Origin of the sequence: Streptomyces sp. NPDC006510 (assembly GCF_040611955.1) — a bacterium.
Classification (GTDB): Bacteria; Actinomycetota; Actinomycetes; order Streptomycetales; family Streptomycetaceae; genus Streptomyces.
On sequence record NZ_JBEXPH010000134.1, the window covers coordinates 1 to 23,767 of the forward strand.

Consider the following 23,767-nt stretch of genomic DNA (forward strand, 5'->3'; position numbering starts at 1 on the left):
GCCCGGTGGGCGAGGACGCCGGTCCAGCCGTCACCGTCCGGTATGACGGTCAGGGCCGGGACCGGGACACAGCCGCCCCCCGCCGTCATCGCCGTTCGCGCCGCCGCGGCCCTGCTCGCCGTCGCCGGGCTCGGCCACACCCTCTGGGACGGTGTCCACGACCCCGGCCACGCCCTCGCCTTCGGGGTGCTCATCACCGTGGGGGAACTGGCCCGCTGGGGTGCGCTGCCCGGCGAGCGCGAGCCCGCACCGCTCGGAGCCGCCGGAGCGCTCGCGTACGCCCTCCTCGGCCGCAGCGGCGGCGAACCGACCGAGCACGGTGTCCTCCAGGTGCTCGCCGTACTCGTCGCGGCACAGCTGGTGGCCTGTGTGCCCCATGTGGCGCGCGGCACCGGACCCGCACCCGACCGGGTGGCCCGCCGCGTCCTGACCGTCGCCTTCGCCGCCGTGTGCTTCCAGCCGCTGTACAACAGCGGCCGCATCGCGGACTGGTTCGGCGAAGGCCCGTACTACGTGCTCGTCCTGCTCCTGATCCTCGCCCTGACCGCGCTGTGCGACGCCGTGCTCGCGGCCCTGCTGCTGTGCGCGCGCACCCGCCACCCCTACCCGCCGCTGCTGCGGGACGAGCTGCGCGGCCTCATCGGCATCGGCTCGGCGGTCTGCGCGACCGGGGTCGTGATGGCTCTCGGGGTGGCCGTCGCCGGGCTGTGGGCGCTGCCGGTCCTGTGCGTACCGCTGCTGCTGACCCAGCTCTCGTTCCGCCGGTTCGTCGCCGTGCGCACCACCTACCGGCAGACCATCGCCTCGCTCGCCAGGTCCACCGAGATCGCCGGGTACACCCCGCACGGGCACGCCCGCAGGGTCGCGGTGCTCTGCCGGGCGGTCGGCCGTGAGCTGGGGCTCTCCGGGAGCCGGCTGACCGTGCTGGAGCACGCCGCCCTGATGCACGACATCGGCCAGCTCTCGCTCGTCGACCCGGTCCCGGACGGGGCGACGGCCACCCTGCCCGCCGCCGAGCAGCGCCGCATCGCGCTGCTCGGCGGGGCCGTGGTCCGGCAGACCGGGGTGGACACCGAGGTCGCCGTCGTCGTGGAACGGCAGGCCGACCCCTACCGCGAGCAACCGTTGTCCGCCAGGATCGTCAGGGCCGTCAACGCATACGACGACCTGTGCGGGGAAAGTCTCATCGGGCCGCTGGGCGCGCTGGAACAACTCAGGCTCGGGACCGCTCACGACTATCAGCCCGAAGTCGTGGAATCCCTGGCCAGGGTCCTCGCACGGGGCGGTCCGGCCCCGGGCCTGCCCGGGTAACCCATGGGTAATGAGCGGGCGTCCGGCCCGGCATGGTTGGATGCGAAGAAGAGCGGAAAACGAGGGTGTCCAGTCGGGACAGGCGGGAATCGTGAGGATCTTCGGGAAGGTACGGCATCGGCCCTCCGCCTCTTGGCGGCAGGCCACCGACCGCGCGTTCACGCTGATCGGCGACGGCCGGTACGAGGACGCGGGCGCACTGCTGACACGTGCGGCGGACCTGGAACCCTGGCTCTCCGAGTCATGGTTCAACCTGGCGCTGCTGCACAAATTCCGGCATGACTGGGAACAGGCGAGAGCCGCCGGCCTGCGGGCCGTCGCGCTGCTCGACAAGGAATCCGGCGCTCCCGACTGGTGGAACGTCGGGATCGCCGCCACCGCGTTGCAGGACTGGCCGCTGGCCCGCCGGGCCTGGCAGGCGTACGGGCTGAAGGTGCCGGGCGCCGGCCAGCACACCTCGGCGGCCAACAGCGAGCCGGTCGGCATGGAGCTGGGCAGCGCCGCGGTACGGCTGTCGCCGGAGGGCGAGGCCGAGGTCGTCTGGGGCCGCAGACTCGATCCGGCGCGGATGGAGGTGCTCTCCATTCCGCTGCCGTCGTCCGGCCGCCGCTGGGGCGAGGTCGTCCTGCACGACGGGGTGCCGCACGGCGAGCGGGTCACCGCGGCCGGGCCCTCCTACCCCGTCTTCGACGAGATCGAGCTGTGGGCGCCGTCTCCCGTACCGACCTGGGTGGTGCTGCTCGAAGCGGCCACCGAGTCGGACCGGGACGCGCTGGAGCGGCTGGCGTCGGACGCCGGGTTCGCCGCCGAGGACTGGTCGTCCTCCGTACGACTGCTCTGCCGGGCCTGCTCGGAGAGCCGGATGGAGAGCGACGAGGGCGACGGCGAGCACCTCGACCCGCACGACCACAGCGAACCGGGGCATCCGGGCCCGCTGGGTCACCGCACCGCCGGTGAGCTGTGGGTGCCCGAGCGGGAGTGCGGGATAGCGGCACCGGCCGGGCTGGTGCGCGGTCTGCTGGACGGCTGGGTGGCGGACAGCCCGGACAGCCGCGAGTGGCGGGATCTCGAAGAAGTCTGCTGACCGGTGCCCGTAGGCTGTACGGGCACCGGTCGCGGTGCTCGGGCCCCGGAACTGTCGGATGACCGGGATTCAGGTTTTCAGGAAGGCGTACGGCGGACATGGCGCAGCAGGAGACGGACGAGCAGATCAGCGTCGACGGCGAGGGATTCGTCGACGACGAGGGATTCGTCGTGGACACCGAGGACTGTGAGGCGCGCGAGGCGGCACATCGCGAGCGCGGCACCTCCCGTCCGATCACGGTCGTGGGCAACCCGGTGCTCCACAAGGAGTGCAAGGACGTCACCGAGTTCGACGACGAACTGGGCCGGCTGATCGACGACATGTTCGCCAGCCAGCGGACGGCGGAGGGCGTCGGCCTGGCCGCCAACCAGATCGGTGTCGACCTCAAGGTCTTCGTCTACGACTGCCCGGACGACGACGGCGTGCGGCACGTGGGTGCCGTCTGCAACCCGGTGCTCGAAGAGCTTGCACCGGAGGACCGGGTCCTGGACGACTCCAACGAGGGCTGCCTCTCGGTCCCGACCGCGTACGCCTCGCTGGCCCGCCCGGACTACGCGGTGGTCCGCGGACAGGACGCCAAGGGCAATCCCGTCAAGGTCCGGGGCAATGGCTACTTCGCCCGCTGCCTCCAGCACGAGACGGACCACCTGTACGGCTACCTGTACATCGACCGGCTCTCGAAGCGGGACCGCAAGGACGCGCTGAAGCAGATGGCGGAGAACACGCCGCGCTACGAGATCGTGCCGAACGACTGAGCGCACTCCCGGCTGTCACCGATGGGCCCGGTCCTCCTCATGAGGGTGACCGGGCCCATCGGTTTCCGCTCCCGGTTGGCCGCCAACTGCCATTCATCCATGGGTAGTTGACGCGCGTCGACTCGTCCGACAGGCTCTCTCCCCACACCTCCGTCACGGTAGGGAGCCCTCTCATGCTCAGACGTACCGCACGACTCCTGCTCGGTCTTGTCATGACCATGGCTTTCGCCTTGGGTGGTGCCGTGGTGACCGCCGGCACCGCACAGGCCGACGGCTGCTACAGCTGGACCCGCACACTGTCCCCCGGTGCCACCGGCAATGACGTCGTCCAGCTCCAGATACGGGTGGCCGGCTACCCCGGCTACAACTCCGTACTCGCCATCGACGGCTCCTACGGACCGGCCACCACCGCCGCCGTCAAGCGCTTCCAGGCCGCCTACGGCCTCGCCGCCGACGGCATCGCGGGCCCGGCCACCCAGGCCAAGATCTACGAACTCCAGGACAATGACTGCACCCCGGCGCACTTCACATACGCCGAGCTCAACCAGTGCAACTCGACCTGGGCGGGTGGTGCCGTCGCGGCCGGCACGGCGAAGGCCAACGCGCTGAGCACCATGTGGAAGCTGGAGGCGCTGCGGCACGCGCTCGGTGACCAGTCCATCCGGGTCACCAGCGGCTTCCGCTCCGTGTCCTGCAACAGCGCGGTCGGCGGTGCGTCCAACAGCCGCCACATGTACGGCGACGCGGCCGACCTCGGCGCCGGACCGCACTCCCTGTGCACCATCGCCAAGCAGGCCCGCAACCACGGCTTCAACGGGATCCTCGGCCCGGGATACCCGGGCCACGGCGACCACATCCACGTCAACCAGGGCCCCAGCCACTACTGGTCGGCGCCGAACTGCGGCGTCTGACACCTCCCGCACACGGGGAAGGGGCCCCGGAATCCGCCCGCCGGACCAGGGTCCCTTCCTCGCGCCTCAGGAGAGTCCGTTGTGCCGGCTCACGCCACTTCGATCACCGCGGACGGACCGCGGAAGGTGCGGCGGTAGGCATTCGGCGTGGTGCCCAAGGAGCGTACGAACTGGTGGCGCAGCGCGGCGGCGGTACCGAAGCCGGTGCGCCCGGCGATGGTGTCCACCGTTTCGTCGGAGGTCTCCAGCAGGTGCTGTGCCAGGAGTACCCGCTGGCGCAGCAGCCAGCGGTACGGAGTGGTGCCCGTCTCCTGCTGGAAGCGGCGGGCGAAGGTGCGCGGCGACATGTGCGCCTGGGCGGCCAGTTGCTCGACGGTCATCTCCTGGTCGAGGTGGCGCTCCATCCAGACGAGGGTCTCGCCGACGGTGTCGCAGCGGGTGCGGGGCAGCGGGCGCTCGATGTACTGCGCCTGACCGCCGTCCCGGTGCGGCGGCACCACCATGCGGCGGGCGATCGCGTTGGCGGCGTCGGGGCCGTACGCCTGCCGGACCAGATGCAGGCAGGCGTCGATCCCGGCCGCCGTGCCCGCCGAGGTGATGACCTGGCCGTCGTCCACGTACAGCACATCGGGTTCGACGACGGCCCGCGGGAAGCGGCGGGCCAGCTCCGGGGCGTGGCGCCAGTGGGTGGTGCAGCGGCGCCCGTCCAGCAGTCCGGCCGCGCCGAGCACGTACGCGCCGGAGCAGACGCTCAGCACGCGGGCGCCCCGGTCCACGGCCCGGCGCAGGGCGTCGAGGACCTCTTCGGGGTACTCCCGGTTCATGAAGTGGCTGCCGGCCGGCACGGCGATGAGGTCGGCCTCCTCCAGCCGGTCGAGGCCGTGCGGCGTGCTGATGGTGAAGCCGGCATGGGTCCGGAGCGCCGGGCCCTCGGCGGAGACCACGGCGAAATCGTGCACCGGCAGTCCCTCGTCGCTGCGGTCGAGGCCGAAGACCTCGCACAGCACACCCAGTTCGAAGGGGTGGACCTCGTCGAGCAGCAGAGCGGCGACATTTTTCAGCATGGCGTCAGTGTGGCAGTAATTCGATGTTCCATGACAGTCCTGCCACTGCCGCAATCCGTCCGCGCGGACGAGAGTAGAGCCATGAACACATTCCAGAACGTCCTGGGCATAGTCGCACTTATCGCTCTCGTCCTGTTGCCCACCCTCGTCGGGCTCGCCCGCGAGCGCCGCATCGACCGCGAGCTGCGCGCCGCGGAACGGGCCCGGAACGACGGACCGCCGGATACGGCGAGCGCCGCGCAGCCCGTGACGGCTGCGCGGCGCCCCTGCCTCAGAAGCTGGGCCAGGATCTAGCGCCCCTCGGCACTGGAAGCGCCCCTCGGTACTAGAAGTCGTCGTCGAAGGCGACCGAGCCCTCCACCGCCACCTGGTACGCGGACGGCCGGCGCTCGAAGAAGTTCGTCAGCTCCTGCACGCCCTGGAGCTCCATGAACGAGAACGGGTTCTCGGAGCCGTAGACCGCCGGGAAGCCCAGCCGGGTGAGCCGCTGGTCGGCGACGCACTCCAGGTACTGCCGCATCGACTCGGTGTTCATGCCGGGCAGGCCGTCACCGCACAGATCACGGCCGAACTGGAGCTCCGCGGCCACGGCCTCCTTCAGCATGTCGGTGACCTGCTGCTGGAGCTCGTCGTCGAAGAGGTCCGGCTCCTCCTTGCGGACGGTGTCCACGACCTCGAACGCGAAGTTCATGTGCATCGTCTCGTCACGGAACACCCAGTTGGTGCCCGTGGCGAGACCGTGCAGCAGACCCCGCGAGCGGAACCAGTAGACGTACGCGAACGCGCCGTAGAAGAACAGCCCCTCGATGCACGCCGCGAAGCAGATCAGGTTCAGCAGGAAGCGGCGGCGGTCGGCCTTCGTCTCCAGGCGCTCGATCTTCTCGACCGAATCCATCCACTTGAAGCAGAACTGCGCCTTCTCACGGATGGACGGGATCTCCTCGACCGCGTCGAACGCCGCCGCCCGGTCGTCCGGGTCGGGCAAGTAGGTGTCCAGCAGCGTCAGATAGAACTGGACGTGCACGGCCTCCTCGAAGAGCTGCCGCGACAGATACAGCCGCGCCTCGGGGGAGTTGATGTGCTTGTACAGCGTCAGCACGAGGTTGTTCGAGACGATCGAGTCACCCGTCGCGAAGAACGCGACCAGCCGGCCGATCATGTGCTGCTCGCCGGGGGACAGCTTGGCGAGGTCGGCGACGTCGGAGTGCAGATCGACCTCCTCCACCGTCCAGGTGTTCTTGATCGCGTCGCGGTAGCGCTCGTAGAAGTCCGGGTAGCGCATGGGCCGCAGGGTCAGTTCGAAGCCCGGGTCCAGCAGGTTCTTGTTCTCGGTGGTGCTCATTACTGGCAGGCCTCGCAGGACTCGGGGTTTTCGAGGGAGCAGGCGATCGCGTCCGCGTCGGGCGCCGAAGCCTGCTGTACGGGAATGGGGGCGGCGGCCGCGGCCTGGCCGGAGGCGGCACGGGCGATCCGGGTCGCCGGGCGCGAGCGCAGGTAGTACGTCGTCTTCAGCCCCTGCTTCCAGGCGTACGCGTACATCGAGGAGAGCTTGCCGATCGTCGGCGTCTCCAGGAACAGGTTCAGCGACTGGCTCTGGTCCAGGAACGGCGTACGGGCCGCCGCCATGTCGATCAGACCGCGCTGCGGGATCTCCCACGCCGTGCGGTACAGCGCCCGCACCTCCTCCGGGATCCAGGCGAAGCCCTGCACCGAACCGCTGGCCTCGCGCAGCGCCTCACGGGTGCGCGCGTCCCACACCCCGAGCTGCTTCAGCTCATCCACCAGATACGCGTTGACCTGGAGGAACTCACCGCTGAGCGTCTCGCGCTTGAACAGGTTGGAGACCTGCGGCTCGATGCACTCGTACACGCCCGCGATCGAGGCGATCGTCGCCGTCGGCGCGATGGCGAGCAGCAGCGAGTTGCGCATCCCGCTCTTCGCGACGCGGGCGCGCAGCGCCTCCCACCGCTCCGGCCAGTTCAGCTCGGTGTCGTAGTGGTCGGGGTGCAGCACACCGCGGGCGGCACGCGTCTGGGACCAGGCCGGCAGCGGACCGGACCTCTCGGCGAGGTCGCAGGACGACTCGTACGCGGCGAGCATGATCCGCTCGGAGATCTTCGTGGAGAGCGCGCGGGCCTCGGGGGAGTCGAAGGGCAGCCGCAGCTGGAAGAAGACGTCCTGGAGACCCATGGCGCCCAGGCCCACCGGGCGCCACTTCGCGTTGGAGCGGCCGGCCTGCTCGGTCGGGTAGAAGTTGATGTCGACGACCCGGTCCAGGAAGGTCACGGCGGTGCGGACGGTGGCGTCCAGCCGCTCCCAGTCGATGTCGCCGTCGGCGACGAACGCGCCGAGGTTGACCGAACCCAGGTTGCAGACGGCCGTCTCGCCGTCGTCGGTGACTTCGAGGATCTCGGTGCACAGATTCGACGAGTGGACGACGCTGCCCGGCTCGGCGGTCTGGTTCGCGGTCCGGTTGGAGGCGTCCTTGAACGTCATCCAGCCCTGGCCGGTCTGCGCGAGGGTGCGCATCATCCGGCCGTACAGCTCACGGGCCGGGAGCGACTTGCGGGCCAGCCCCGCGGCCTCCGCGGCCCGGTAGGCGGCGTCGAACTCCTCGCCCCACAGGTCGACCAGTCCGGGCACGTCGGCGGGCGAGAACAGCGACCACTCGCCGTCCGCGTCGACCCGGCGCATGAACTCGTCCGGGATCCAGTGCGCCAGGTTGAGGTTGTGCGTGCGCCGCTGGTCCTCACCCGTGTTGTCGCGCAGCTCCAGGAACTCCTCGATGTCCGCGTGCCAGGTCTCCAGGTAGACGGCGGCGGCACCCTTGCGGCGGCCCCCCTGGTTCACCGCGGCGACGGAGGCGTCGAGCGTCTTCAGGAACGGCACGATGCCGTTGGAGTGCCCGTTGGTGCCACGGATCAGCGAACCGCGGGAGCGGATGCGGGAGTACGACAGACCGATGCCGCCCGCGTGCTTCGAGAGCCGGGCCACCTGGTGGTAGCGGTCGTAGATCGAGTCGAGCTCGTCCAGCGGGGAGTCCAGCAGATAGCAGGAGGACATCTGCGGGTGCCGGGTGCCGGAGTTGAACAGCGTGGGGGAGGAGGGGAGGTAGTCGAGCCGGCTCATCAGCCCGTACAGCGCCGCCACTTCGTCCACGGCGCGCTGCGACTCGTCCTCGGCCAGCCCGGACGCGACCCGCAGCATGAAGTGCTGGGGCGTCTCGATGACCTGACGGGTGTGCGGGTGGCGCAGCAGATAGCGGCTGTGCAGGGTCCGCAGCCCGAAGTAGCCGAAGCGGTCGTCCGCGCCGTCGGCGAGCGCACGCTCCACCAGCGCGTCGAGTGCGGCCGCGTGGCGGGCGACGAACCCGGCGGTGCGGTCAGCGATCAGGCCCTCGCGGTGCCCGACGGCGACCGAGGCGGAGAAGGAGACCGCGCCCTGACCGGCCGCCTCGTCCGCGATGGTGAGGGTCAGGAGCCGGGCGGCGAGCCGGGAGTAGGCGGGGTCCTCGGAGATCAGCCCCGCGGCGGCCTCGGTGGCCAGCGACCGCAGCTCGGCCTCGTCCGCCCGCGCGCTGCGGCCGCGCAGCGCGGCAGCGGCGACCCGGCCGGGGTCGGTGTCGGGCAGATCGGCGGTCAGGTCGGTCAGGGTCCGCAGCAGTGCGGTTCCCGGTCCGTCCTGTGCGGCGGCCCCGGACTCGGCTGCTGCGGACGCGGCGACTGAAGCCGGATCGGCTGGCGCGATGGTCACGTGGTGCTCTCCCTCGCTCGGCTCTGGGCCGGCGGGGAACGGGGCAGCCGGACGGACGCACACCCGGGCAGGGCGGCACTCCGCACGGCGTCCACCGGCCCAACCGCGAGGCCCGGACGTCTGGGCATCCGGTTCGGTCGAGCCGGATGCGCTGCCGGCAGGTCATCGGACTGGCTCGGGGTGCACAAAAGCGCACTGAATACACCGTTGCGGGACAGTTCCGGATTCGCACCGGATTCCCCTGCGGCGACAGCGAGGATGAGCATACATGTGGGGGCTGCCCGATGAGGCAGCCCCCACATGTTGTGTCACTCGGTCGAGCCGGGCCCACAGAATGAGCCGTACGGCCCTTTCCCGGGCCGGTGGGCCCCGATCGTGCCGACGGCCCGCCGCGCCCCGCTGGAGGGGGCTCGACGGGCCGTCGGCAGGCCGTGGGCCGCGTCGTCAGTGACCGCCCGGCGCCCCCGCCGTGGCCGGCGGGAGCTTCGTGCTGACACCCGGGTCGCCCGCGTCGGCGGTGTAGTCGGCCGGGGAGGTCTCGTCGATCCCGGCGGGCGCCTTCATAGCGTTCAGGACGAAGGTGAGCGCCACCGTCACCACCACGTTCAGCACGAACGCGGTGAGGCCGATGTAGCCGATCTCGCCGATCCCCGGGATCTCCTTGGACGAGCCGCCGAAGTGCGCCTGGGTCGGGCTGGCGACACCGTACGCGGCGACCGTCCCGTACACCATGCCGACCGCCCAGCCCGCGAGCAGCGCCCAGCGGTGGAACCAGCGGGTGAACAGGCCGCCGACCAGGGCCGGCATCGTCTGGAGGATCCAGATGCCGCCGAGCAGCTGGAAGTTGATCGCGACCGTCTTGTCCATGGTGAGGACGAAGGCGAGCGCGCCGACCTTGACCAGCAGCGACACCAGCTTGGAGACCTTGGTCTCCTGCTCCGGGGTCGCGTCCGGCTTCAGGAAGTCCTTGTAGATGTTGCGGGTGAAGAGGTTCGCCGCGGCGATCGACATGATCGCGGCGGGCACCAGCGCGCCGATGCCGATGGCGGCGAACGCGACGCCCGCGAACCAGTCCGGGAACATGTTCTCGAACAGCTGGGGAATGGCCAGCTGACCGTTGTCCACCTTGATCCCGGCGGCGATGGCCATGAAGCCGAGCAGCGCCAGCAGACCCAGCATCAGCGAGTACAGCGGCAGGATCGTGGTGTTGCGCCGGATCACGTTGCGGCTGCGGCTGGAGAGTGTCGCCGTGATCGAGTGCGGATACATGAACAGCGCCAGCGCCGAGCCCAGCGCCAGGGTGGCGTACCCCCAATGGCCCGCCTCGCCCGGCGCGAGCGCGCCGCGCGGCTTGCCGGTGGCCGGGTTGGTCTGCGAGAACGCCTCGCCCGCCTTGGCGAAGATGTCGTCGAAGCCGCCGAGCTTGATCGGGATGTAGATGATCGCCACCGCGATGACCAGGTAGATCAGCCCGTCCTTGACGAACGCGATCAGCGCGGGCGCCCGCAGACCGGACGAGTAGGTGTACGCGGCGAGCACCGCGAACGCGATCAGCAGCGGCAGGTCCTTGATGAACCAGTGGGTGTTCTCGCCGCCGCCGACGCCCATCACGTCCAGCACCGCCTGGATGCCGACGAGCTGGAGCGCGATGTACGGCATCGTGGCGAGGATGCCGGTGACGGCGACCGCCAGCGAGAGGCCCTTCGAGCCGAAGCGCCCGCGCACGAAGTCCGAGGTGGTGACGTACCCGTGCTTGTGCGAGACCGACCACAGCCGCGGCAGGAAGGTGAAGATCAATGGATACACGAGGATCGTGTACGGCACGGCGAAGAAGCCCGCTGCGCCCGCCGCGTAGATCGCCGCGGGAACGGCGACGAAGGTGTACGCGGTGTACAGGTCGCCGCCGAGCAGGAACCAGGTGACCCAGGTGCCGAACGACCGTCCGCCCAGGCCCCATTCGTCGAGGCTGGCCTCGTTCTCGGCCTTGCGCCAGCGCGCCGCCAGGAAGCCCATGACCGTGACGGCCACGAAGAAGAAGATGAAGACGCCGAGCGCGACGCCGTTCACGCCGTCCTTCATGCCGACTCACCTCCCTTGCGGGCGCGCTGGTCACGCTGCCACAGCTTGTACGCGACCATCGTGAGCGCGGTGGAGATCAGCACCCAGAGCATCTGGTACCAGTAGAAGAACGGAATGCCGATGAAGGTGGGGTCCACCTTCGCGTACGAACTCACCCAGAGCATCGCCACGAACGGCGCGATGAGACAGAGGGCGATGACCACCCGGACCGGTGTGACGGTCGGTGGCTTTCCTTCTGGGTCTGCTGGCATGCGGCGACTCCGTCCCCTCGCTGATCACCTTGTAATGCGCAGGAAATCTAGGGGAGGCTTCCGGTCACCGTCACCCCCTGCCCGCATTGCGGTCCGGCAACGGTCCGTCAAGCGGGTACGTATGTTCGCAATCTCTCCAGACGTACGACAGTTGGTCCGCACCAAGGCAGGCGAAAGGCCCCCGCGGAGTGATGCCTTCCACGGGGGCCGCGAGCGCCGGGCTCAGTCCGTGGGCCGCTTCAGGCGCGCCACGAACTTGTACCGGTCGCCGCGGTAGACCGAGCGCACCCACTCCACCGGCTCGCCCTGTCCGTCGAGCGAGTGCCGGGAGAGCATCAGCATCGGCAGGCCCACGTCCGTACCGAGCAGACCGGCCTCGCGCGGCGTGGCCAGCGAGGTCTCGATGGTCTCCTCGGCCTCGGCCAGCCGTACGTCGTACACCTCCGCCAGCGCGGTGTAGAGGGAGGTGTACTTCACCAGTGAACGGCGCAGCGCGGGAAAGCGTTTGGCCGAAAGGTGCGTGGTCTCGATCGCCATCGGCTCACCGCTGGCCAGCCGCAGCCGCTCGATCCGCAGCACCCGGCCGCCCGTGGTGATGTCGAGCAGCCCCGCGAGCGTGTCGTCGGCCGTCACATAGCCGATGTCCAGCAGCTGGGAGGTCGGTTCGAGGCCCTGGGCGCGCATGTCCTCGGTGTACGAGGTGAGTTGCAGGGCCTGCGAGACCTTCGGCTTGGCCACGAAGGTGCCCTTGCCCTGGATGCGCTCCAGCCGACCCTCGACGACCAGCTCCTGGAGCGCCTGGCGCACGGTGGTGCGCGAGGTGTCGAACTCGGCGGCCAGGGTCCGCTCCGGCGGCACGGGGGTGCCCGGCGGCATGGTGTCCGTCATGTCGAGCAGATGTCGCTTCAGCCGGTAGTACTTCGGGACGCGCGCCGTCCGCGTGGCCGCGCCCGTCTCGTTCTCCGTACTGCCCCCGTCGGCACCCATGGTCCGCCTTCCCGACGCTTGCGTTGCTGCCGTCACCGGCTCCTCCGTCTGTCGCGGCTCACATGGTGGCACGGTCCGGTCACGGCTGGTCGCCCTCCCTTAGGTGTCGGTCCTATAACGGACGCGAGTGCACTTCTTATACACCCTTGACACCCCTAAAGGTCTAGGCCAAGCTCCCGGTACTGGTCTAAACCATTAAAGACCAGGTCCAGCCCCAGCAGTACTCGTCGAATGTCTTCGCGGTGGGCGGGGTTGCAGTTTCCCTGAGGAGGGTTTGGCGTGAAGCGCAAGCTCATCGCGGCGATCGGCGTCGCGGGCATGATGATCGGCCTCGCGGCGTGTGGGTCCGACGACGGCGGCGACAGCGGCAAGAAGGCCGGTCCGGACGCGTACAAGGGCCAGACCCTGACGGTGTGGACGATGTCCGGCTCGAACCCGGACGGGTGGACCAAGACGGTCACCGAGGAGTTCGAGAAGAAGACCAAGGCCAAGCTGAAGATCGAAGTCCAGGACTGGAACGGCATTCAGCAGAAGGTCACCACCGCCCTCTCCGAGTCCAACCCGCCGGACGTCCTGGAGATCGGCAACACTCAGACCCCGGCGTACGCCAAGACCGGTGGTCTTGCCGAGCTCGGTGACCTGAAGCAGGAGATCGGCTCCGCCTGGGCCGACGGCGTCAACCAGCCCTCCGTCTTCGACGGCAAGCAGTACGCCCTGCCGTGGTACGTGGGCAACCGCGTCGTCATGTACAACAAGAAGGTCTTCAAGGACGCCGGTGTCACCGAGACGCCGAAGACCCGCGCCGACCTCTTCAAGGCGTTCGAGGCCATCGAGAAGAAGGGCGACGCCGAGCCGATCTACCTGCCCGGCCAGAACTGGTACTTCTTCGACGGCCTGCTCGTCGGCAAGGACGTCTCGCCGGTGAAGAAGGAAGGCGACAAGTACGTCTCCAACCTGGCCGACCCGAAGGTCGCCGAGGCCATGGACGTCTACAAGCAGTACCAGGCCTTCTCCAAGGCCCCCAAGGACAAGGACGAGGCCACCCCGCAGCAGGCCGAGGTCTTCGCCAAGGGCAAGACCGGCGCCATCATCGCCATGGGCTACGAGGCCGGCACCGCCATCAAGGCCAACCCGAAGCTCAAGGACGACATCGGCTTCTTCACCATCCCCGGTGAGACGGCCGACAAGCCCGAGGGCGTCTTCCTCGGCGGCTCCAACCTCGCCGTGGCCGCGGGCAGCAAGAACCAGGACCTGGCCAAGGAGTTCCTGAAGATCGCGCTCTCCGAGCAGAACGACGGCGCGCTCATCAAGGAGGCCGGCTGGTCCCCGAAGAACGACGCCATGCAGAAGTACACCGTCGGCCAGCCCGCCGCCGAGGCGGCCGGTCCTGCCGCCGCCAAGTCCGGTGGCACCACGCCGCTGATCCCGGAGTGGGCGCCGGTCGAGAACCCGCCGAACCCGATCAAGACCTACATGACGCTGGTTCTCCAGGGCAAGTCGCCCGCCGAGGCCGCCAAGCAGGTCGAGGGCGAGCTCAACAAGCGCCTCAGCCAGCAGCAGTAGTCGCAAGTAGCGCGTCCCGCGCCGGGGCGGCGGGTCCCGACCCGCCGCCCCGGTCGTACGCACCGTTCCGTGTAGGGCTTTGTTGGAAGAGATGGCGAGCATGGCAGTGCAGACCGATCCCTCGGATGTGGCCAGGACGGCCGCAGTCCGCGGGCAGGACGGGAAACCACCCGTCGGGCAGCACGGGGGAAGCAAGCGGAAGCCGGGTATCGGCGCGGCGCCGTACCTGTTGATGATTCCCGCACTCGCGGTGACGGCGATCCTCCTCGGGTACCCCCTGGTGAAGAACGCCATGCTGTCGTTCCAGAACCTCAATATGGGACAGCTGATCCAGCATGTCACCGAGTGGAACGGCTTCAAGAACTACCAGGAGATCCTCACCGGTGAGGACTTCTGGAAAGTCACGCTCCGAACGATCGTCTTCACCGGCGTCAACGTCGTCCTGATCATGATCCTCGGCACCCTGGTCGGACTGCTGCTCGCCCGCCTCGGCAAGAAGATGCGGCTCACCCTGATGGTCGGCCTGGTGCTCGCCTGGGCGATGCCGATCGTGGCCGCGTCCACCGTGTTCCAGTGGCTGTTCGCCTCGCGCTTCGGCGTGGTCAACTACGTGCTGGACAAGCTCGGCTGGCACTCGATGGCCGACTTCAACTGGACCGGATCGCAGTTCTCCACCTTCTTCGTGGTCACCCTCATGATCGTCTGGCAGTCCATCCCGTTCGTGGCGATCAACCTGTACGCGGCGACCACGACGATCGCCAAGGAACTGTACGAAGCCGCCGCGCTCGACGGCGCCGGCGTCTGGAAGATCTTCACCTCGGTGACGTTCCCGTTCCTGCGGCCCTTCCTCTACGCCACGACCTTCCTCGAAGTCATCTGGGTCTTCAAGGCGTTCCCGCAGATCTTCACCATCAGTGAGGGCGGCCCCAACCGCCTCACCGAGACCCTGCCGGTCTACGCCTTCGTCGAGGGTGTCGGCAACCAGCACTACGGCATGGGCGCGGCGATCTCGCTGCTGACGATCCTGATCATGCTGGGGCTGACCTCCTACTACCTCCGCATCGTTCTCAAGCAAGAGGAGGACGAGCTGTGAAGCGCTCACTGTTCGGCCGCATCTGGCCCAACGCGACGGCGATCGTCCTCTTCGCCGCCCTGGTCTTCCCCGTCTACTGGATGTTCAGCACGGCGTTCAAGCCGACCGGCGACATCATCACCGAGACGCCGGTCTGGTTCCCGACCGACGTCACGTTCGAGCACTTCAAGACGGCGTACCACGCACCGAACTTCCTGACCCTGGTCGGGAATTCGCTCACCGTCACCCTGCTCGCCGTGGTCTTCTCGCTGATCATCGCGCTCTTCGCGTCGTTCGCGCTGGCCCGGATGCGGTTCAAGGGCCGCAAGGGCATGATCCTGGTCTTCATGATCGCCCAGATGGCGCCGTGGGAAGTCATGGTCATCGCGATCTACATGCTGGTCCGCGACGCGGACATGCTCAACAGCCTGGTCCCGCTGACGATCTTCTACATGGTGATGGTGCTCCCCTTCACGATCCTCACCCTGCGCGGTTACGTTGCCGCGGTGCCCAAGGAACTGGAGGAGTCCGCCATGGTCGACGGCTGCACCCGCCCGCAGGCGTTCGTCAAGGTCATCCTGCCGCTGCTCGCCCCCGGCCTGATGGCCACCTCGCTCTTCGGCTTCATCACCGCGTGGAACGAATTCCCGCTGGTCCTGATCCTCAACAAGGATCCCGAGGCCAAGACGCTTCCGCTCTGGCTCTCCCAGTTCCAGAGCCAGTTCGGCGACGACTGGGGCGCCACCATGGCGGCGGCCTCGATCTTCGCCATCCCGATCCTCATCCTGTTCGTCTTCCTGCAGCGCAAGGCCGTCAGCGGCCTCACCGACGGTGCCGTGAAGGGATAACGCCGCCCATGACCACCCTGATATCCGCCACGGACACCGTCACCCGGGACGCGCTCGCCGTCCTGCAGCCCGGATTCACCGGCACCACCGCCCCGGACTGGGTGCTGCGCCGGGTCGACGAAGGGCTCGCCTCCGTCGCCCTGTTCGGCCGCAACATCCGCACCCCCGAGCAGGTGGCCGCGCTCACCGCCCGGCTCAGGGCCGGGCGCGACGACCTCCTCGTCGCGATCGACGAGGAGGGCGGCGACGTCACCCGCCTGGAGGTGCGCACCGGCTCCTCGTTCCCCGGCAACCTCGCCCTCGGCCACGTCGACGACCTCGCCCTGACCCGCGCGGTCGCCCAGGAGCTCGGCCGCCGGCTCGCCGAGTGCGGCGTCAACCTCAACTGGGCGCCGTCCGCGGACGTCAACTCCAACCCGGGCAACCCGGTCATCGGCGTACGGTCCTTCGGCGCCGACCCCCGGCTCGTGGCCCGGCACACCGCCGCGTACGTCGAGGGCCTCCAGGCCGCCGGGGTCGCCGCCTGCACCAAGCACTTCCCGGGACACGGCGACACCGCGATCGACTCGCACCACGCGATGCCGCGCATCGAGGTGGACCTGGAGACCCTGCACGCCCGTGAGCTGGTGCCCTTCAGGGCGGCCATCGAGGCTGGCTCCAAATGCGTGATGAGCGCGCACATCCTGCTGCCGGCGCTCGACCCGGACCGCCCCGCGACCGTGAGCCCGCGGATCCTCACCGGTCTGCTCCGCGAGGAGCTGGGCTACGACGGCCTGATCGTCACCGACGCCGTGGAGATGCAGGCCATCGCCGCGACGTACGGCATCGAGCGCGGCTCCGTCCTCGCCATCGCCGCGGGGGCCGACGCGCTGTGCGTCGGTGGCGGCCTGGAGGACGACGGCACGGTGCTCCGGCTGCGCGACGCGCTGGTCCGGGCGGTGCGCAGCGGTGAACTCGCCGAGGAGCGGCTCGCGGACGCGGCCGCACGGGTACGTGCCCTCGCGTCCTGGACGCGGAGGGTCAAGGGAGCCGGTTCGGGGCCGGGCGCGGCAACGCAGGAGGGGACCGCGCCCGGCGCCGGAATCGGCTCCGACATCGGCCTGGTCGCCGCCCGCCGGGCGGTGCGGGCGACCGGCTCCGCCGCCCCGCTGACCGAGCCCGGCTATGTCGCCGCGTTCACCGCCGCGGCGAACATCGCCGTCGGCGACGAGACCCCGTGGGGCGTCGCCGCGGAGCTGGGCCGGCTGCTGCCGGGCACGGAGACCGGCACGTACAACAGCGAGACCGAGGCGCCCGTCGCCGCGGTGCTGCGGGCGGCGGGGGAGCGGCGCATCGTCGTCGTGGTCCGCGACGTCCACCGCCACGCCTGGACGGTCGAGGCGCTCGACGCGCTGGTGGCGGAGCGCCCCGACACGGTCGTGGTCGAGATGGGCGTACCGCAGGCGGCCCCCAGGGGCGCCCTGCACATCGCCACCCACGGCGCGGCCCGCGTCTGCGGCCTCGCGGCGGCGGAGCTCATCGTCAGGGGCACGGACGGCACGACGGCCTGAGCGCGGGGTGTGACGCGGGCCGAAGGGCCGCGTCACACCCTGCCGGACACGTGACGGCATACGAGAGGGCCGGGGCACCCGCGGTGGGTGCCTTGGCCCTCTCGGCGTGTCCGGGACCGCTACAGCCCCTGCCACGGCGGCTTCGCCGCGTACGTGGCCCGGAAGTAGTCCGCCAGCTTCAGCTTCGACGCGGCGGCCTCGTCCACCACCACCGTCGCGTGCGGGTGCAGCTGGAGCGCCGAGGCGGGCACGACCGAGGCGACCGGCCCCTCCACCGTCTGCGCCACGGCGTCCGCCTTGCCCTCGCCGGTGGCGAGCAGGATCGGGTGGCGGGACTCCAGGATGGTGCCGATGCCCTGGGTGATCACATGGTGCGGCACCTGCGTGATGTCGTTGTCGAAGAAGCGCGCGTTGTCGACCCGGGTCTGCTCGGTGAGCGTCTTGATGCGCGTACGGGAGGCGAGCGAGGAGCACGGCTCGTTGAAGCCGATGTGCCCGTCGGTGCCGATGCCGAGAAGCTGCAGGTCCACCCCGCCGGCCTCGGCGAGCGCCTGGTCGTACGCCTGGCAGGCCGCCTGGACGTCCTCGGCGGAGCCGTCGGGGCCCATGAAGGACGCCTCGGACAGGCCGAGCGGCTCGACGACCTCGCGCAGCACCACCGAGCGGTAGGACTCGGGGTGGCCCGCCGGCAGCCCCACGTACTCGTCGAGCTGGCAGATGCGCGCGCGCGAGGCGTCGACGGCGCCGGAGCGGACCTTGGCCGCCAGTGCCTGGTAGATGGGCAGCGGGGTCGAGCCGGTGGCAACGCCGAGAAGGGCGTCGGGCTTGCGGCTCAGCAGGGCACCGATGGCCTCCGCGATGAGTTCGCCGCCTGCCTTGGCGTCCGGGACGATGACAACTTCCACGCTGGGCCTGCCGATCTGAAGAGTGGAGTCAGGTGGTATAGACCAATCGGGCTCCAATCTAGCAGAACCTGTCAACGCGGGCACGGCTGGTGTACCGTCCCGGCCACGGCCCGCTGGCGACTGTCCGGTTCTCCGTGGTCGACTGGTTCGAGCGGTTTCGCCGACGCACCGGGACCCCTCTGGGAGGCACTCGACATGTCCGCCACTTCTCCGGCCGGGGAGAGCGAGCAGCCGGGCCGGATCATGTCCGGCGAGATGGCCGAGCAGCCCGCGATGCTCCGGCGGATCCTCGAACGGGGCGCCCCCAGGATCCGTGAGGTGGCCGCCGGGATCGCGGCGAGGAAGCCGCGCTTCGTCCTGCTCACCGCCCGGGGTACCTCGGACAACGCCGCGCTCTACGCCAAGTACCTGCTGGAGATCCGGCTCGGCCTGCCCTGCGGTCTCGCCTCGATGTCGACCACCACCGCGTACGGGGCGAAGCCGGACCTCAGGGACGTCCTCGTCATCACCGTCAGCCAGTCCGGCGGCTCGCCCGACCTGGTGGCCTCGACGAGGGCGGCGCGCGAGGCCGGTGCGATCACCCTGGCCGTCACCAACAACCGGGACTCGCCGCTGGCTGCCGTCTCCGAGCACCACATCGACATCCTGGCCGGCCCGGAGAAGGCCCTCCCGGCCACCAAGACGTACACCGCGTCGCTCCTGTCCCTCTACCTCTTCGTGGAGGGGCTGGCCGGCCGCGACGGCTCGGCCGCCGAGATCCTGCCGGAGCGGGCCGAGGAGATCCTGGCCCGCAAGGACGAGGTCAAGGCCCTGGCGGCGCGCTACCGGTTCGCCGAGCGCATGGTCATCACCTCCCGCGGCTACGGCTACCCCACCGCCAAGGAAGCCGCCCTGAAGCTGATGGAGACCAGCTACATCCCGGCTCTCTCGTACTCGGGCGCCGATCTGCTGCACGGCCCGCTCGCCATGGTCGACAACATCTCCCCGGTGATCGCGGTGGTCACCGACGGCCGGGGCGGCGAGGCGCTCCAGCCGGTCCTGGACCGGCTGCGCGGCCGCGGCGCGGACCTCTTCGTGGTCGGCCCGCAGGCCCAGGTCGCGGCGGCGTCCGCGGGTTTCGTGCTGCCGACGTCAGGCGTCGCCGAGGAGCTCCAGCCGGTTCTGGAGATCCTGCCGCTGCAGATGCTGGCCTACGAGGTGACGATCGCCCGCGGTCAGGACCCGGACGCGCCCCGTGCCCTGGCCAAGGTCACCGAGACCCGCTGAACCCGGGGAACGGCCCCGGAAAACACCCGCGGGCCACGGCGCCGGGACGGGACCCTCGGCCCGTCCGGCACCGCAGCCCGGAGTAAGACCGGCCATCACGGACGGTCTGGTCGGCCGGCGGTGTGCGGTGCCCCCGGCCGGGGAGAGGTACCGGCGCGGTCAGGGCAGAGAGCGCGGTACCTCGATCCGCCCTCCTGTGCGGGGAGAGCGGAAGCTCTGTCTTGAGCATTGTGGACTAGACCATTCGCCGTGTCCATCCGTCGGAGCGCCACAATTTTCCGGGCTCCTTCCCCTGCACGTACGGTCCGGTCGTTCGGTTCGGAGCCATTGCCCATCCGCGGGTACGCTCGCACACGTGCCCTCCATGAACGACCTCGTCCGCCAGCACACCGCCCTCGGTGACACCGACCTGGAGTGGCTGCATCTGCTGGTCTCGGAGTGGCAGCTGCTCTCCGACCTCTCCTTCGCCGACCTCGTCCTGTGGGTTCCCACCCGCGACGGCACCCGCTACGTGTCCGTGGCCCAGATGCGCCCCAACACCGGCCCCACCTCCTACCAGGACGACATGGTCGGCCACCTGGTGCCGCGCGGCCGCCGCCCGCTGCTGGACGCGGCGCTGGACGAGGGCCGGATCGTGCGCGAGGGCGACCCGGAGTGGCGCGAGGAGGTGCCGGTACGGGTCGAGTCGATACCCGTACGCAGGGAGGGCCGGGTCCTCGGGGTCATCGCCCGCAACACCAACCTCCTGACCGTCCGGACCCCGTCCAGACTGGAGCTCACCTACCTCCAGTCGGCCTCCGACCTGGCCCAGATGATCGCCGCCGGGTCCTTCCCCTTCCCCGGCCAGCAGGTCGACATGGACGCCTCGCCGCGCGTCGGCGACGGGCTGATCAGGCTCGACGCCGACGGAATCGTCCAGTACGCCAGCCCCAACGGCCTCTCCGCTTACCACCGCCTCGGCCTCGCCTCCGACCTGGTCGGCCAGCACCTGGGCGGCATCACCGCCGAACTCGCCCCCTCCCGGGGCCCGGTGGACGAGGCCCTGGTCAAACTGGCCAGCGGCTACGCACCTCGGGAGTTCGAAGTCGAGTGCGCGGGCGGGGTGATCCAGCTCCGGGCGATCCCGCTCAAGCCCAAGGGCGTCCGTATCGGCTCCCTGGTCCTGCTCCGGGACGTCACCGAACTCCGCCGCCGCGAACGTGAGTTGATCACCAAGGACGCCACCATCCGGGAGATCCACCACCGGGTGAAGAACAACCTCCAGACCGTTGCCGCCCTGTTGCGGCTCCAGGCCCGGCGGATGGACTCGGTACGGGGTCGCGAGGCGCTCAACGAGGCGGTACGGCGCGTCGGTTCGATCGCCATCGTCCATGAGACGCTGTCCCAGAATCTGGACGAGCGGGTGGAGTTCGACGAGATCGCCGACCGCGTCATCGCGATGGTCGCCGAGATCTCGCCGGGCAAGGTCACCTGCCGCCGGACGGGGCGCTTCGGCATCCTCGACGCCGAAGTGGCCACACCGCTGGCGATGGTGCTCACGGAGGTCCTGCAGAACGCCCTGGAACACGCCTTCACGCTCGCCGAGTCCGGCACGGTGGAGGTGTCCGCGGTGCGCGGCGGTTCGTCCGCCGGGACGCGGCTGCTGATCACGGTCCAGGACGACGGGTGCGGTCTGCCCGAAGGGTTCGACCCGCAGCGCGCCGGCAACCTGGGGTTGCAGATCGTCAGGACGCTGGTGGAAGGCGAGTTGGGCGGAACCTTCGGCATGGTCCCGGCCCCCGAGCGCGGCACCCAGGTCGTGCTCGACATCCCGGTCCGGTCCGAGAAGTAACCCCGCAGATCCGGCTGCCCTTCGGGGCGGACGGACCGGCGGCGCCATGAACACAGCAGTGAGCCCGGACCGTTGTCACGGTCCGGGCTCACTGTTCATGCATGCGCTTCGGGGGTACTGCGCGCTGCGACTCGGGGGGCGGGGTGGTGCGTACGCTCTGTACGCGCCGCCTGACTGAGGCTCGTAGCGGTGGCGTCGATCAGGCGCTGGCGTTACGCGCCCGGTTGCGGGCGGCGCGGCGCTTCATCGCGCGGCGCTCGTCCTCGCTGAGGCCACCCCAGACGCCGGAGTCCTGGCCGGACTCGAGCGCCCACTGCAGGCACTGCTCCATGACGGGGCAGCGACGGCAGACGGCCTTGGCTTCCTCGATCTGCAGCAGCGCAGGACCGGTGTTGCCGATGGGGAAGAACAGCTCGGGGTCTTCCTCACGACAAACGGCGTTGTGACGCCAGTCCATGGCTGCTACCTCTCCTTGGTATTACATACTGGTGCTTGTGAATGTGAACGCTTTCACGAATCCCCCCGCAGGTGTCGGGCCGACGCCCAGATGAACTGGTTGTGGTCCTGTGCAGTAGAGGAGGGGTTCTGGCTCTCAGTGGAGGCCGGTGTTGCGGGCCGTCCCGATCGCCATGTAGAGATTCGCAAACCTCAGCGGCGGATACAACCCCTTCTGGAAACTTTTTTTTGATTCCTCGGTGTCGACTAGGTCACAGCCGTACTTCTATGGGGTGGAGCCCAGCCCAAACGTTCGAGTTAAAGGACTTTGGTCCCTTCCGCTCACACAATCACACGCAGTGCACGGCGTACGCCTGTGAACGTCACACTTCTGCGCACTCCCAGGTGGTCCCCGTCCATCTGGAAGGGCAGTGGCACCTTTGAATGCAAGGTGAAGTCCGTGAGGTCATGCAGTGAAACCGCGTGCTTTCCGGACGGGCCCTTCTCCGGGCTCGAAGTGAGCAGCTGGGTGCCGTAGCGAGCGACCGCCGGAGTGGAGAGCCGCTTCAGCCCGAGCACGTCCAGACCGGTGTCGAAGGTCGCCTTCGGGGACGCGTACAGCGGACGATTGCCCAGGTAGGACCAGGGGGCGGTGTTGGAGATTATGGACAGCGCCAGGCCGGTGACCGGGTCCTGTCCCGGAGTCTCCAGGGTCATCACGCCATGTCTGCGGTGCGGCTCGTCGAGGAACTGCCGGACCACCTGGCGTACGTACAGCGCATGTGTCGAGCGCTTGCCGCGTTCGCGTTGCTGTTCGACCCGGCCGACCACGCCCGCGTCGAATCCGAGTCCGGCGCAGAAGGTGAACCAGCGCGCCGGGACCGACTCGTCCTCGGTGCCGGGGGTGCCGGCCGCCAGCCCGAGGCCGACCGTGCGTTCGGTCCGGTTGGCGAGTGCGTCCAGAATCGCTCCGGTCGCCTCCACCGCGTCATTGGGCAGGCCCAGGGCGCGCGCGAACACATTGGTGGAGCCGCCGGGAACCACCGCGAGGCGCGGCAGGCTGTCCAGGTCGGGACCGTTGTGGAGCAGACCGTTCACGACCTCGTTGACCGTGCCGTCGCCGCCCAGGGCGACCACCAGATCGATGTCGTCGGCGTCCGCGGCCCGCCGCCCGAGATCCCGGGCGTGGCCGCGGTATTCCGTGGTCACGGCCTCCAGCTTCATCTCGCTGGCCAGCGCATGGATGAGCACATCACGGGTCCGCGCACTGGTGGTGGTAGCAGCTGGATTGACCACGAGGAGTGCGCGCATGGGCGCCAGACTACCTACCGCGCGGTATCACTCTGAAGTCCCACCCCATGACCTTTACGCTCGGTGACGACCCGGGTGCCGGGGGACGGGCCGGTCGCCCGCTCCCATTCCCGATTCCGACCCCGGCTTCGCTTTCGCGGCGTCGGGATGCCAACCTGCAAGGGTGAGTACTCAGCAGAACACGCCCTCCTCGTCGCCCTCGCCGAGGCTCGAACCGGCGAAGCCGAGCAGGATCACTCTCGTTGCCGGACTCACCGCCCTGGAAGGGGCGGCGCTCGCCATCGGCGGGATCTACATGCTGGTCATGGGTCTGCTCGGGCACCCCGAGAGCCCGCAGCAGGCGGAGATGGGCGGGCTGACGCTGATCGCGCTCGCCCTGATCCCGTTGTTCGCCGCCCGCGGTCTGCTGCTGCGGCGCAGTTGGAGCCGCGGCCCCGCGCTCATCACGCAGATCATCGCGCTCCCGGTGGCCTGGACGCTGCTGAGGTCGCACGGTGTGCTGATCCCGGCCGGGATCGTCCTCGCCGCGGTGTCCCTGACGGCGCTCTACCAGCTGGTCAGGCCGACCACGGTCGAGGCACTCGGCATCCGCCGGCCGGGCGCCACACCGGAGGGTTGATCCGGCCGGCCCGAGGCGGCCGGCCCGACGAGCGAGCGGGGCGTAGCGGCAGGACCGGGCGGCCTGCGGCGCGGGCAGGCCGCCCCGCCCTGCCCGCTACTCCTCGACGAGCAGCCGCTCGCGCAGCTGCGCCAGCGTGCGGGCCAGCAGCCGCGAGACATGCATCTGCGAG

The 23,767-nt window shown here is 69.7% G+C and carries 21 protein-coding genes and 1 riboswitch; of the genes, 12 read left to right on the forward strand and 9 right to left on the reverse strand.

All coding sequences use genetic code 11. The features are described from left to right. Positions 1 to 42: 42 nt before the first annotated feature. The 4 genes from ABZY11_RS30805 to ABZY11_RS30820 all read left to right on the forward strand — a co-directional run bounded on the left by ABZY11_RS30805 (position 43) and on the right by ABZY11_RS30820 (position 4,061). Complete coding sequence (locus tag ABZY11_RS30805; RefSeq protein WP_356482301.1) at positions 43 to 1,311, forward strand: HD domain-containing protein; 1,269 nt, start codon at positions 43 to 45, stop codon at positions 1,309 to 1,311. Positions 1,312 to 1,402: 91 nt separating this feature from the next. After that, positions 1,403 to 2,395: a hypothetical protein gene (locus ABZY11_RS30810; RefSeq protein ID WP_356482284.1), complete on the forward strand. Its 993-nt coding sequence runs from the start codon at positions 1,403 to 1,405 to the stop codon at positions 2,393 to 2,395. Between the two features lie 98 nt (positions 2,396 to 2,493). Continuing rightward, on the forward strand, positions 2,494 to 3,150 hold the full coding sequence (gene def / locus ABZY11_RS30815; RefSeq protein ID WP_356482285.1) for a peptide deformylase: 657 nt from the start codon (positions 2,494 to 2,496) through the stop codon (positions 3,148 to 3,150). 173 nt (positions 3,151 to 3,323) lie between these two features. Further along, positions 3,324 to 4,061, forward strand: coding sequence for a D-Ala-D-Ala carboxypeptidase family metallohydrolase (locus tag ABZY11_RS30820; protein ID WP_356482286.1), 738 nt, complete (start codon positions 3,324 to 3,326; stop codon positions 4,059 to 4,061). Between the two features lie 89 nt (positions 4,062 to 4,150). On the opposite strand, the gene ABZY11_RS30825 is transcribed toward ABZY11_RS30820, so the two are convergent. After that, positions 4,151 to 5,125, reverse strand: a complete 975-nt coding sequence (locus ABZY11_RS30825) for a helix-turn-helix domain-containing protein (RefSeq protein ID WP_356482287.1) — start codon at positions 5,123 to 5,125, stop codon at positions 4,151 to 4,153. A gap of 81 nt (positions 5,126 to 5,206) precedes the next feature. Between ABZY11_RS30825 and ABZY11_RS30830 the strand changes: the two genes are divergently transcribed. Further along, entirely contained in the window at positions 5,207 to 5,419 is a 213-nt protein-coding gene (locus tag ABZY11_RS30830; RefSeq protein ID WP_356482288.1) for a hypothetical protein, read from the forward strand. A gap of 31 nt (positions 5,420 to 5,450) precedes the next feature. On the opposite strand, the gene ABZY11_RS30835 is transcribed toward ABZY11_RS30830, so the two are convergent. From ABZY11_RS30835 to ABZY11_RS30855, 5 genes are all read right to left on the reverse strand, one after another. After that, positions 5,451 to 6,467 carry a ribonucleotide-diphosphate reductase subunit beta gene (locus ABZY11_RS30835; RefSeq protein WP_356482289.1) on the reverse strand — a complete coding sequence of 339 codons (1,017 nt, stop codon included), beginning with the start codon at positions 6,465 to 6,467 and terminating at the stop codon, positions 5,451 to 5,453. Then, the gene (locus tag ABZY11_RS30840) at positions 6,467 to 8,878 is read right to left on the reverse strand and encodes a ribonucleoside-diphosphate reductase subunit alpha (RefSeq protein ID WP_356482290.1); all 2,412 of its coding nucleotides are present in this window, start codon (positions 8,876 to 8,878) and stop codon (positions 6,467 to 6,469) included. The genes ABZY11_RS30835 and ABZY11_RS30840 overlap by 1 nt, the downstream gene beginning before the upstream one ends. A gap of 138 nt (positions 8,879 to 9,016) precedes the next feature. After that, positions 9,017 to 9,147: riboswitch (cobalamin riboswitch) on the reverse strand. Between the two features lie 175 nt (positions 9,148 to 9,322). After that, positions 9,323 to 10,957 carry a monocarboxylate uptake permease MctP gene (mctP, locus tag ABZY11_RS30845; protein WP_356482291.1) on the reverse strand — a complete coding sequence of 545 codons (1,635 nt, stop codon included), beginning with the start codon at positions 10,955 to 10,957 and terminating at the stop codon, positions 9,323 to 9,325. Continuing rightward, positions 10,954 to 11,208, reverse strand: a complete 255-nt coding sequence (locus tag ABZY11_RS30850) for a DUF3311 domain-containing protein (protein WP_356482292.1) — start codon at positions 11,206 to 11,208, stop codon at positions 10,954 to 10,956. Before ABZY11_RS30850 ends, mctP begins: the two co-directional genes overlap by 4 nt. A gap of 222 nt (positions 11,209 to 11,430) precedes the next feature. Beyond that, on the reverse strand, positions 11,431 to 12,195 hold the full coding sequence (locus tag ABZY11_RS30855; protein ID WP_072483818.1) for a GntR family transcriptional regulator: 765 nt from the start codon (positions 12,193 to 12,195) through the stop codon (positions 11,431 to 11,433). Between the two features lie 279 nt (positions 12,196 to 12,474). Here ABZY11_RS30855 and ABZY11_RS30860 point away from each other — a divergent pair, with 279 nt between their 5' ends. From ABZY11_RS30860 to ABZY11_RS30875, 4 genes are all read left to right on the forward strand, one after another. After that, on the forward strand, positions 12,475 to 13,758 hold the full coding sequence (locus ABZY11_RS30860) for an extracellular solute-binding protein (protein WP_356482293.1): 1,284 nt from the start codon (positions 12,475 to 12,477) through the stop codon (positions 13,756 to 13,758). Between the two features lie 100 nt (positions 13,759 to 13,858). Then, the gene (locus tag ABZY11_RS30865) at positions 13,859 to 14,851 is read left to right on the forward strand and encodes a sugar ABC transporter permease (RefSeq protein ID WP_356482294.1); all 993 of its coding nucleotides are present in this window, start codon (positions 13,859 to 13,861) and stop codon (positions 14,849 to 14,851) included. Next, entirely contained in the window at positions 14,848 to 15,678 is an 831-nt protein-coding gene (locus ABZY11_RS30870) for a carbohydrate ABC transporter permease (protein ID WP_356482295.1), read from the forward strand. Before ABZY11_RS30865 ends, ABZY11_RS30870 begins: the two co-directional genes overlap by 4 nt. Before the next feature lie 8 nt (positions 15,679 to 15,686). After that, the gene (locus ABZY11_RS30875) at positions 15,687 to 17,228 is read left to right on the forward strand and encodes a glycoside hydrolase family 3 protein (protein ID WP_356482296.1); all 1,542 of its coding nucleotides are present in this window, start codon (positions 15,687 to 15,689) and stop codon (positions 17,226 to 17,228) included. A 119-nt stretch (positions 17,229 to 17,347) separates the two neighbouring features. Here ABZY11_RS30875 and nagB read toward each other — a convergent pair whose 3' ends face one another. Then, the gene (gene nagB / locus ABZY11_RS30880) at positions 17,348 to 18,133 is read right to left on the reverse strand and encodes a glucosamine-6-phosphate deaminase (RefSeq protein ID WP_356482297.1); all 786 of its coding nucleotides are present in this window, start codon (positions 18,131 to 18,133) and stop codon (positions 17,348 to 17,350) included. Positions 18,134 to 18,328: 195 nt separating this feature from the next. Between nagB and ABZY11_RS30885 the strand changes: the two genes are divergently transcribed. Beyond that, positions 18,329 to 19,399 (forward strand): SIS domain-containing protein, encoded by a 1,071-nt coding sequence (locus ABZY11_RS30885; RefSeq protein WP_356482298.1) that lies wholly within the window; start codon positions 18,329 to 18,331, stop codon positions 19,397 to 19,399. A gap of 364 nt (positions 19,400 to 19,763) precedes the next feature. Continuing rightward, positions 19,764 to 21,230: a histidine kinase N-terminal domain-containing protein gene (locus ABZY11_RS30890; RefSeq protein WP_356482302.1), complete on the forward strand. Its 1,467-nt coding sequence runs from the start codon at positions 19,764 to 19,766 to the stop codon at positions 21,228 to 21,230. Positions 21,231 to 21,429: 199 nt separating this feature from the next. On the opposite strand, the gene ABZY11_RS30895 is transcribed toward ABZY11_RS30890, so the two are convergent. Beyond that, the gene (locus ABZY11_RS30895; RefSeq protein WP_003953983.1) at positions 21,430 to 21,687 is read right to left on the reverse strand and encodes a WhiB family transcriptional regulator; all 258 of its coding nucleotides are present in this window, start codon (positions 21,685 to 21,687) and stop codon (positions 21,430 to 21,432) included. 320 nt (positions 21,688 to 22,007) lie between these two features. Beyond that, a complete protein-coding gene (locus ABZY11_RS30900; RefSeq protein WP_356482299.1) occupies positions 22,008 to 22,976 on the reverse strand; it encodes a diacylglycerol kinase family protein in 969 nt (322 codons plus the stop codon). A gap of 163 nt (positions 22,977 to 23,139) precedes the next feature. Here ABZY11_RS30900 and ABZY11_RS30905 point away from each other — a divergent pair, with 163 nt between their 5' ends. After that, positions 23,140 to 23,595 carry a hypothetical protein gene (locus ABZY11_RS30905; RefSeq protein ID WP_356482300.1) on the forward strand — a complete coding sequence of 152 codons (456 nt, stop codon included), beginning with the start codon at positions 23,140 to 23,142 and terminating at the stop codon, positions 23,593 to 23,595. The last annotated feature ends 172 nt before the right edge of the window (positions 23,596 to 23,767 follow it).

Excerpts from the sequence above, each read along its gene's own strand:
- ABZY11_RS30855 (WP_072483818.1), bottom strand. The coding sequence starts at position 12,195 with ATGGGTGCCGACGGGGGCAGTACGGAGAACGAGACGGGCGCGGCCACG.
- ABZY11_RS30825 (WP_356482287.1), bottom strand. The coding sequence starts at position 5,125 with ATGCTGAAAAATGTCGCCGCTCTGCTGCTCGACGAGGTCCACCCCTTC.
- ABZY11_RS30820 (WP_356482286.1), top strand. The coding sequence starts at position 3,324 with ATGCTCAGACGTACCGCACGACTCCTGCTCGGTCTTGTCATGACCATG.
- mctP (WP_356482291.1), bottom strand. The coding sequence starts at position 10,957 with ATGAAGGACGGCGTGAACGGCGTCGCGCTCGGCGTCTTCATCTTCTTC.
- ABZY11_RS30835 (WP_356482289.1), bottom strand. The coding sequence starts at position 6,467 with ATGAGCACCACCGAGAACAAGAACCTGCTGGACCCGGGCTTCGAACTG.
- ABZY11_RS30830 (WP_356482288.1), top strand. The coding sequence starts at position 5,207 with ATGAACACATTCCAGAACGTCCTGGGCATAGTCGCACTTATCGCTCTC.
- ABZY11_RS30900 (WP_356482299.1), bottom strand. The coding sequence starts at position 22,976 with ATGCGCGCACTCCTCGTGGTCAATCCAGCTGCTACCACCACCAGTGCG.
- ABZY11_RS30875 (WP_356482296.1), top strand. The coding sequence starts at position 15,687 with ATGACCACCCTGATATCCGCCACGGACACCGTCACCCGGGACGCGCTC.
- ABZY11_RS30805 (WP_356482301.1), top strand. The coding sequence starts at position 43 with ATGACGGTCAGGGCCGGGACCGGGACACAGCCGCCCCCCGCCGTCATC.
- ABZY11_RS30890 (WP_356482302.1), top strand. The coding sequence starts at position 19,764 with ATGAACGACCTCGTCCGCCAGCACACCGCCCTCGGTGACACCGACCTG.
- ABZY11_RS30885 (WP_356482298.1), top strand. The coding sequence starts at position 18,329 with ATGTCCGCCACTTCTCCGGCCGGGGAGAGCGAGCAGCCGGGCCGGATC.
- ABZY11_RS30865 (WP_356482294.1), top strand. The coding sequence starts at position 13,859 with ATGGCAGTGCAGACCGATCCCTCGGATGTGGCCAGGACGGCCGCAGTC.
- ABZY11_RS30895 (WP_003953983.1), bottom strand. The coding sequence starts at position 21,687 with ATGGACTGGCGTCACAACGCCGTTTGTCGTGAGGAAGACCCCGAGCTG.
- def (WP_356482285.1), top strand. The coding sequence starts at position 2,494 with ATGGCGCAGCAGGAGACGGACGAGCAGATCAGCGTCGACGGCGAGGGA.
- ABZY11_RS30850 (WP_356482292.1), bottom strand. The coding sequence starts at position 11,208 with ATGCCAGCAGACCCAGAAGGAAAGCCACCGACCGTCACACCGGTCCGG.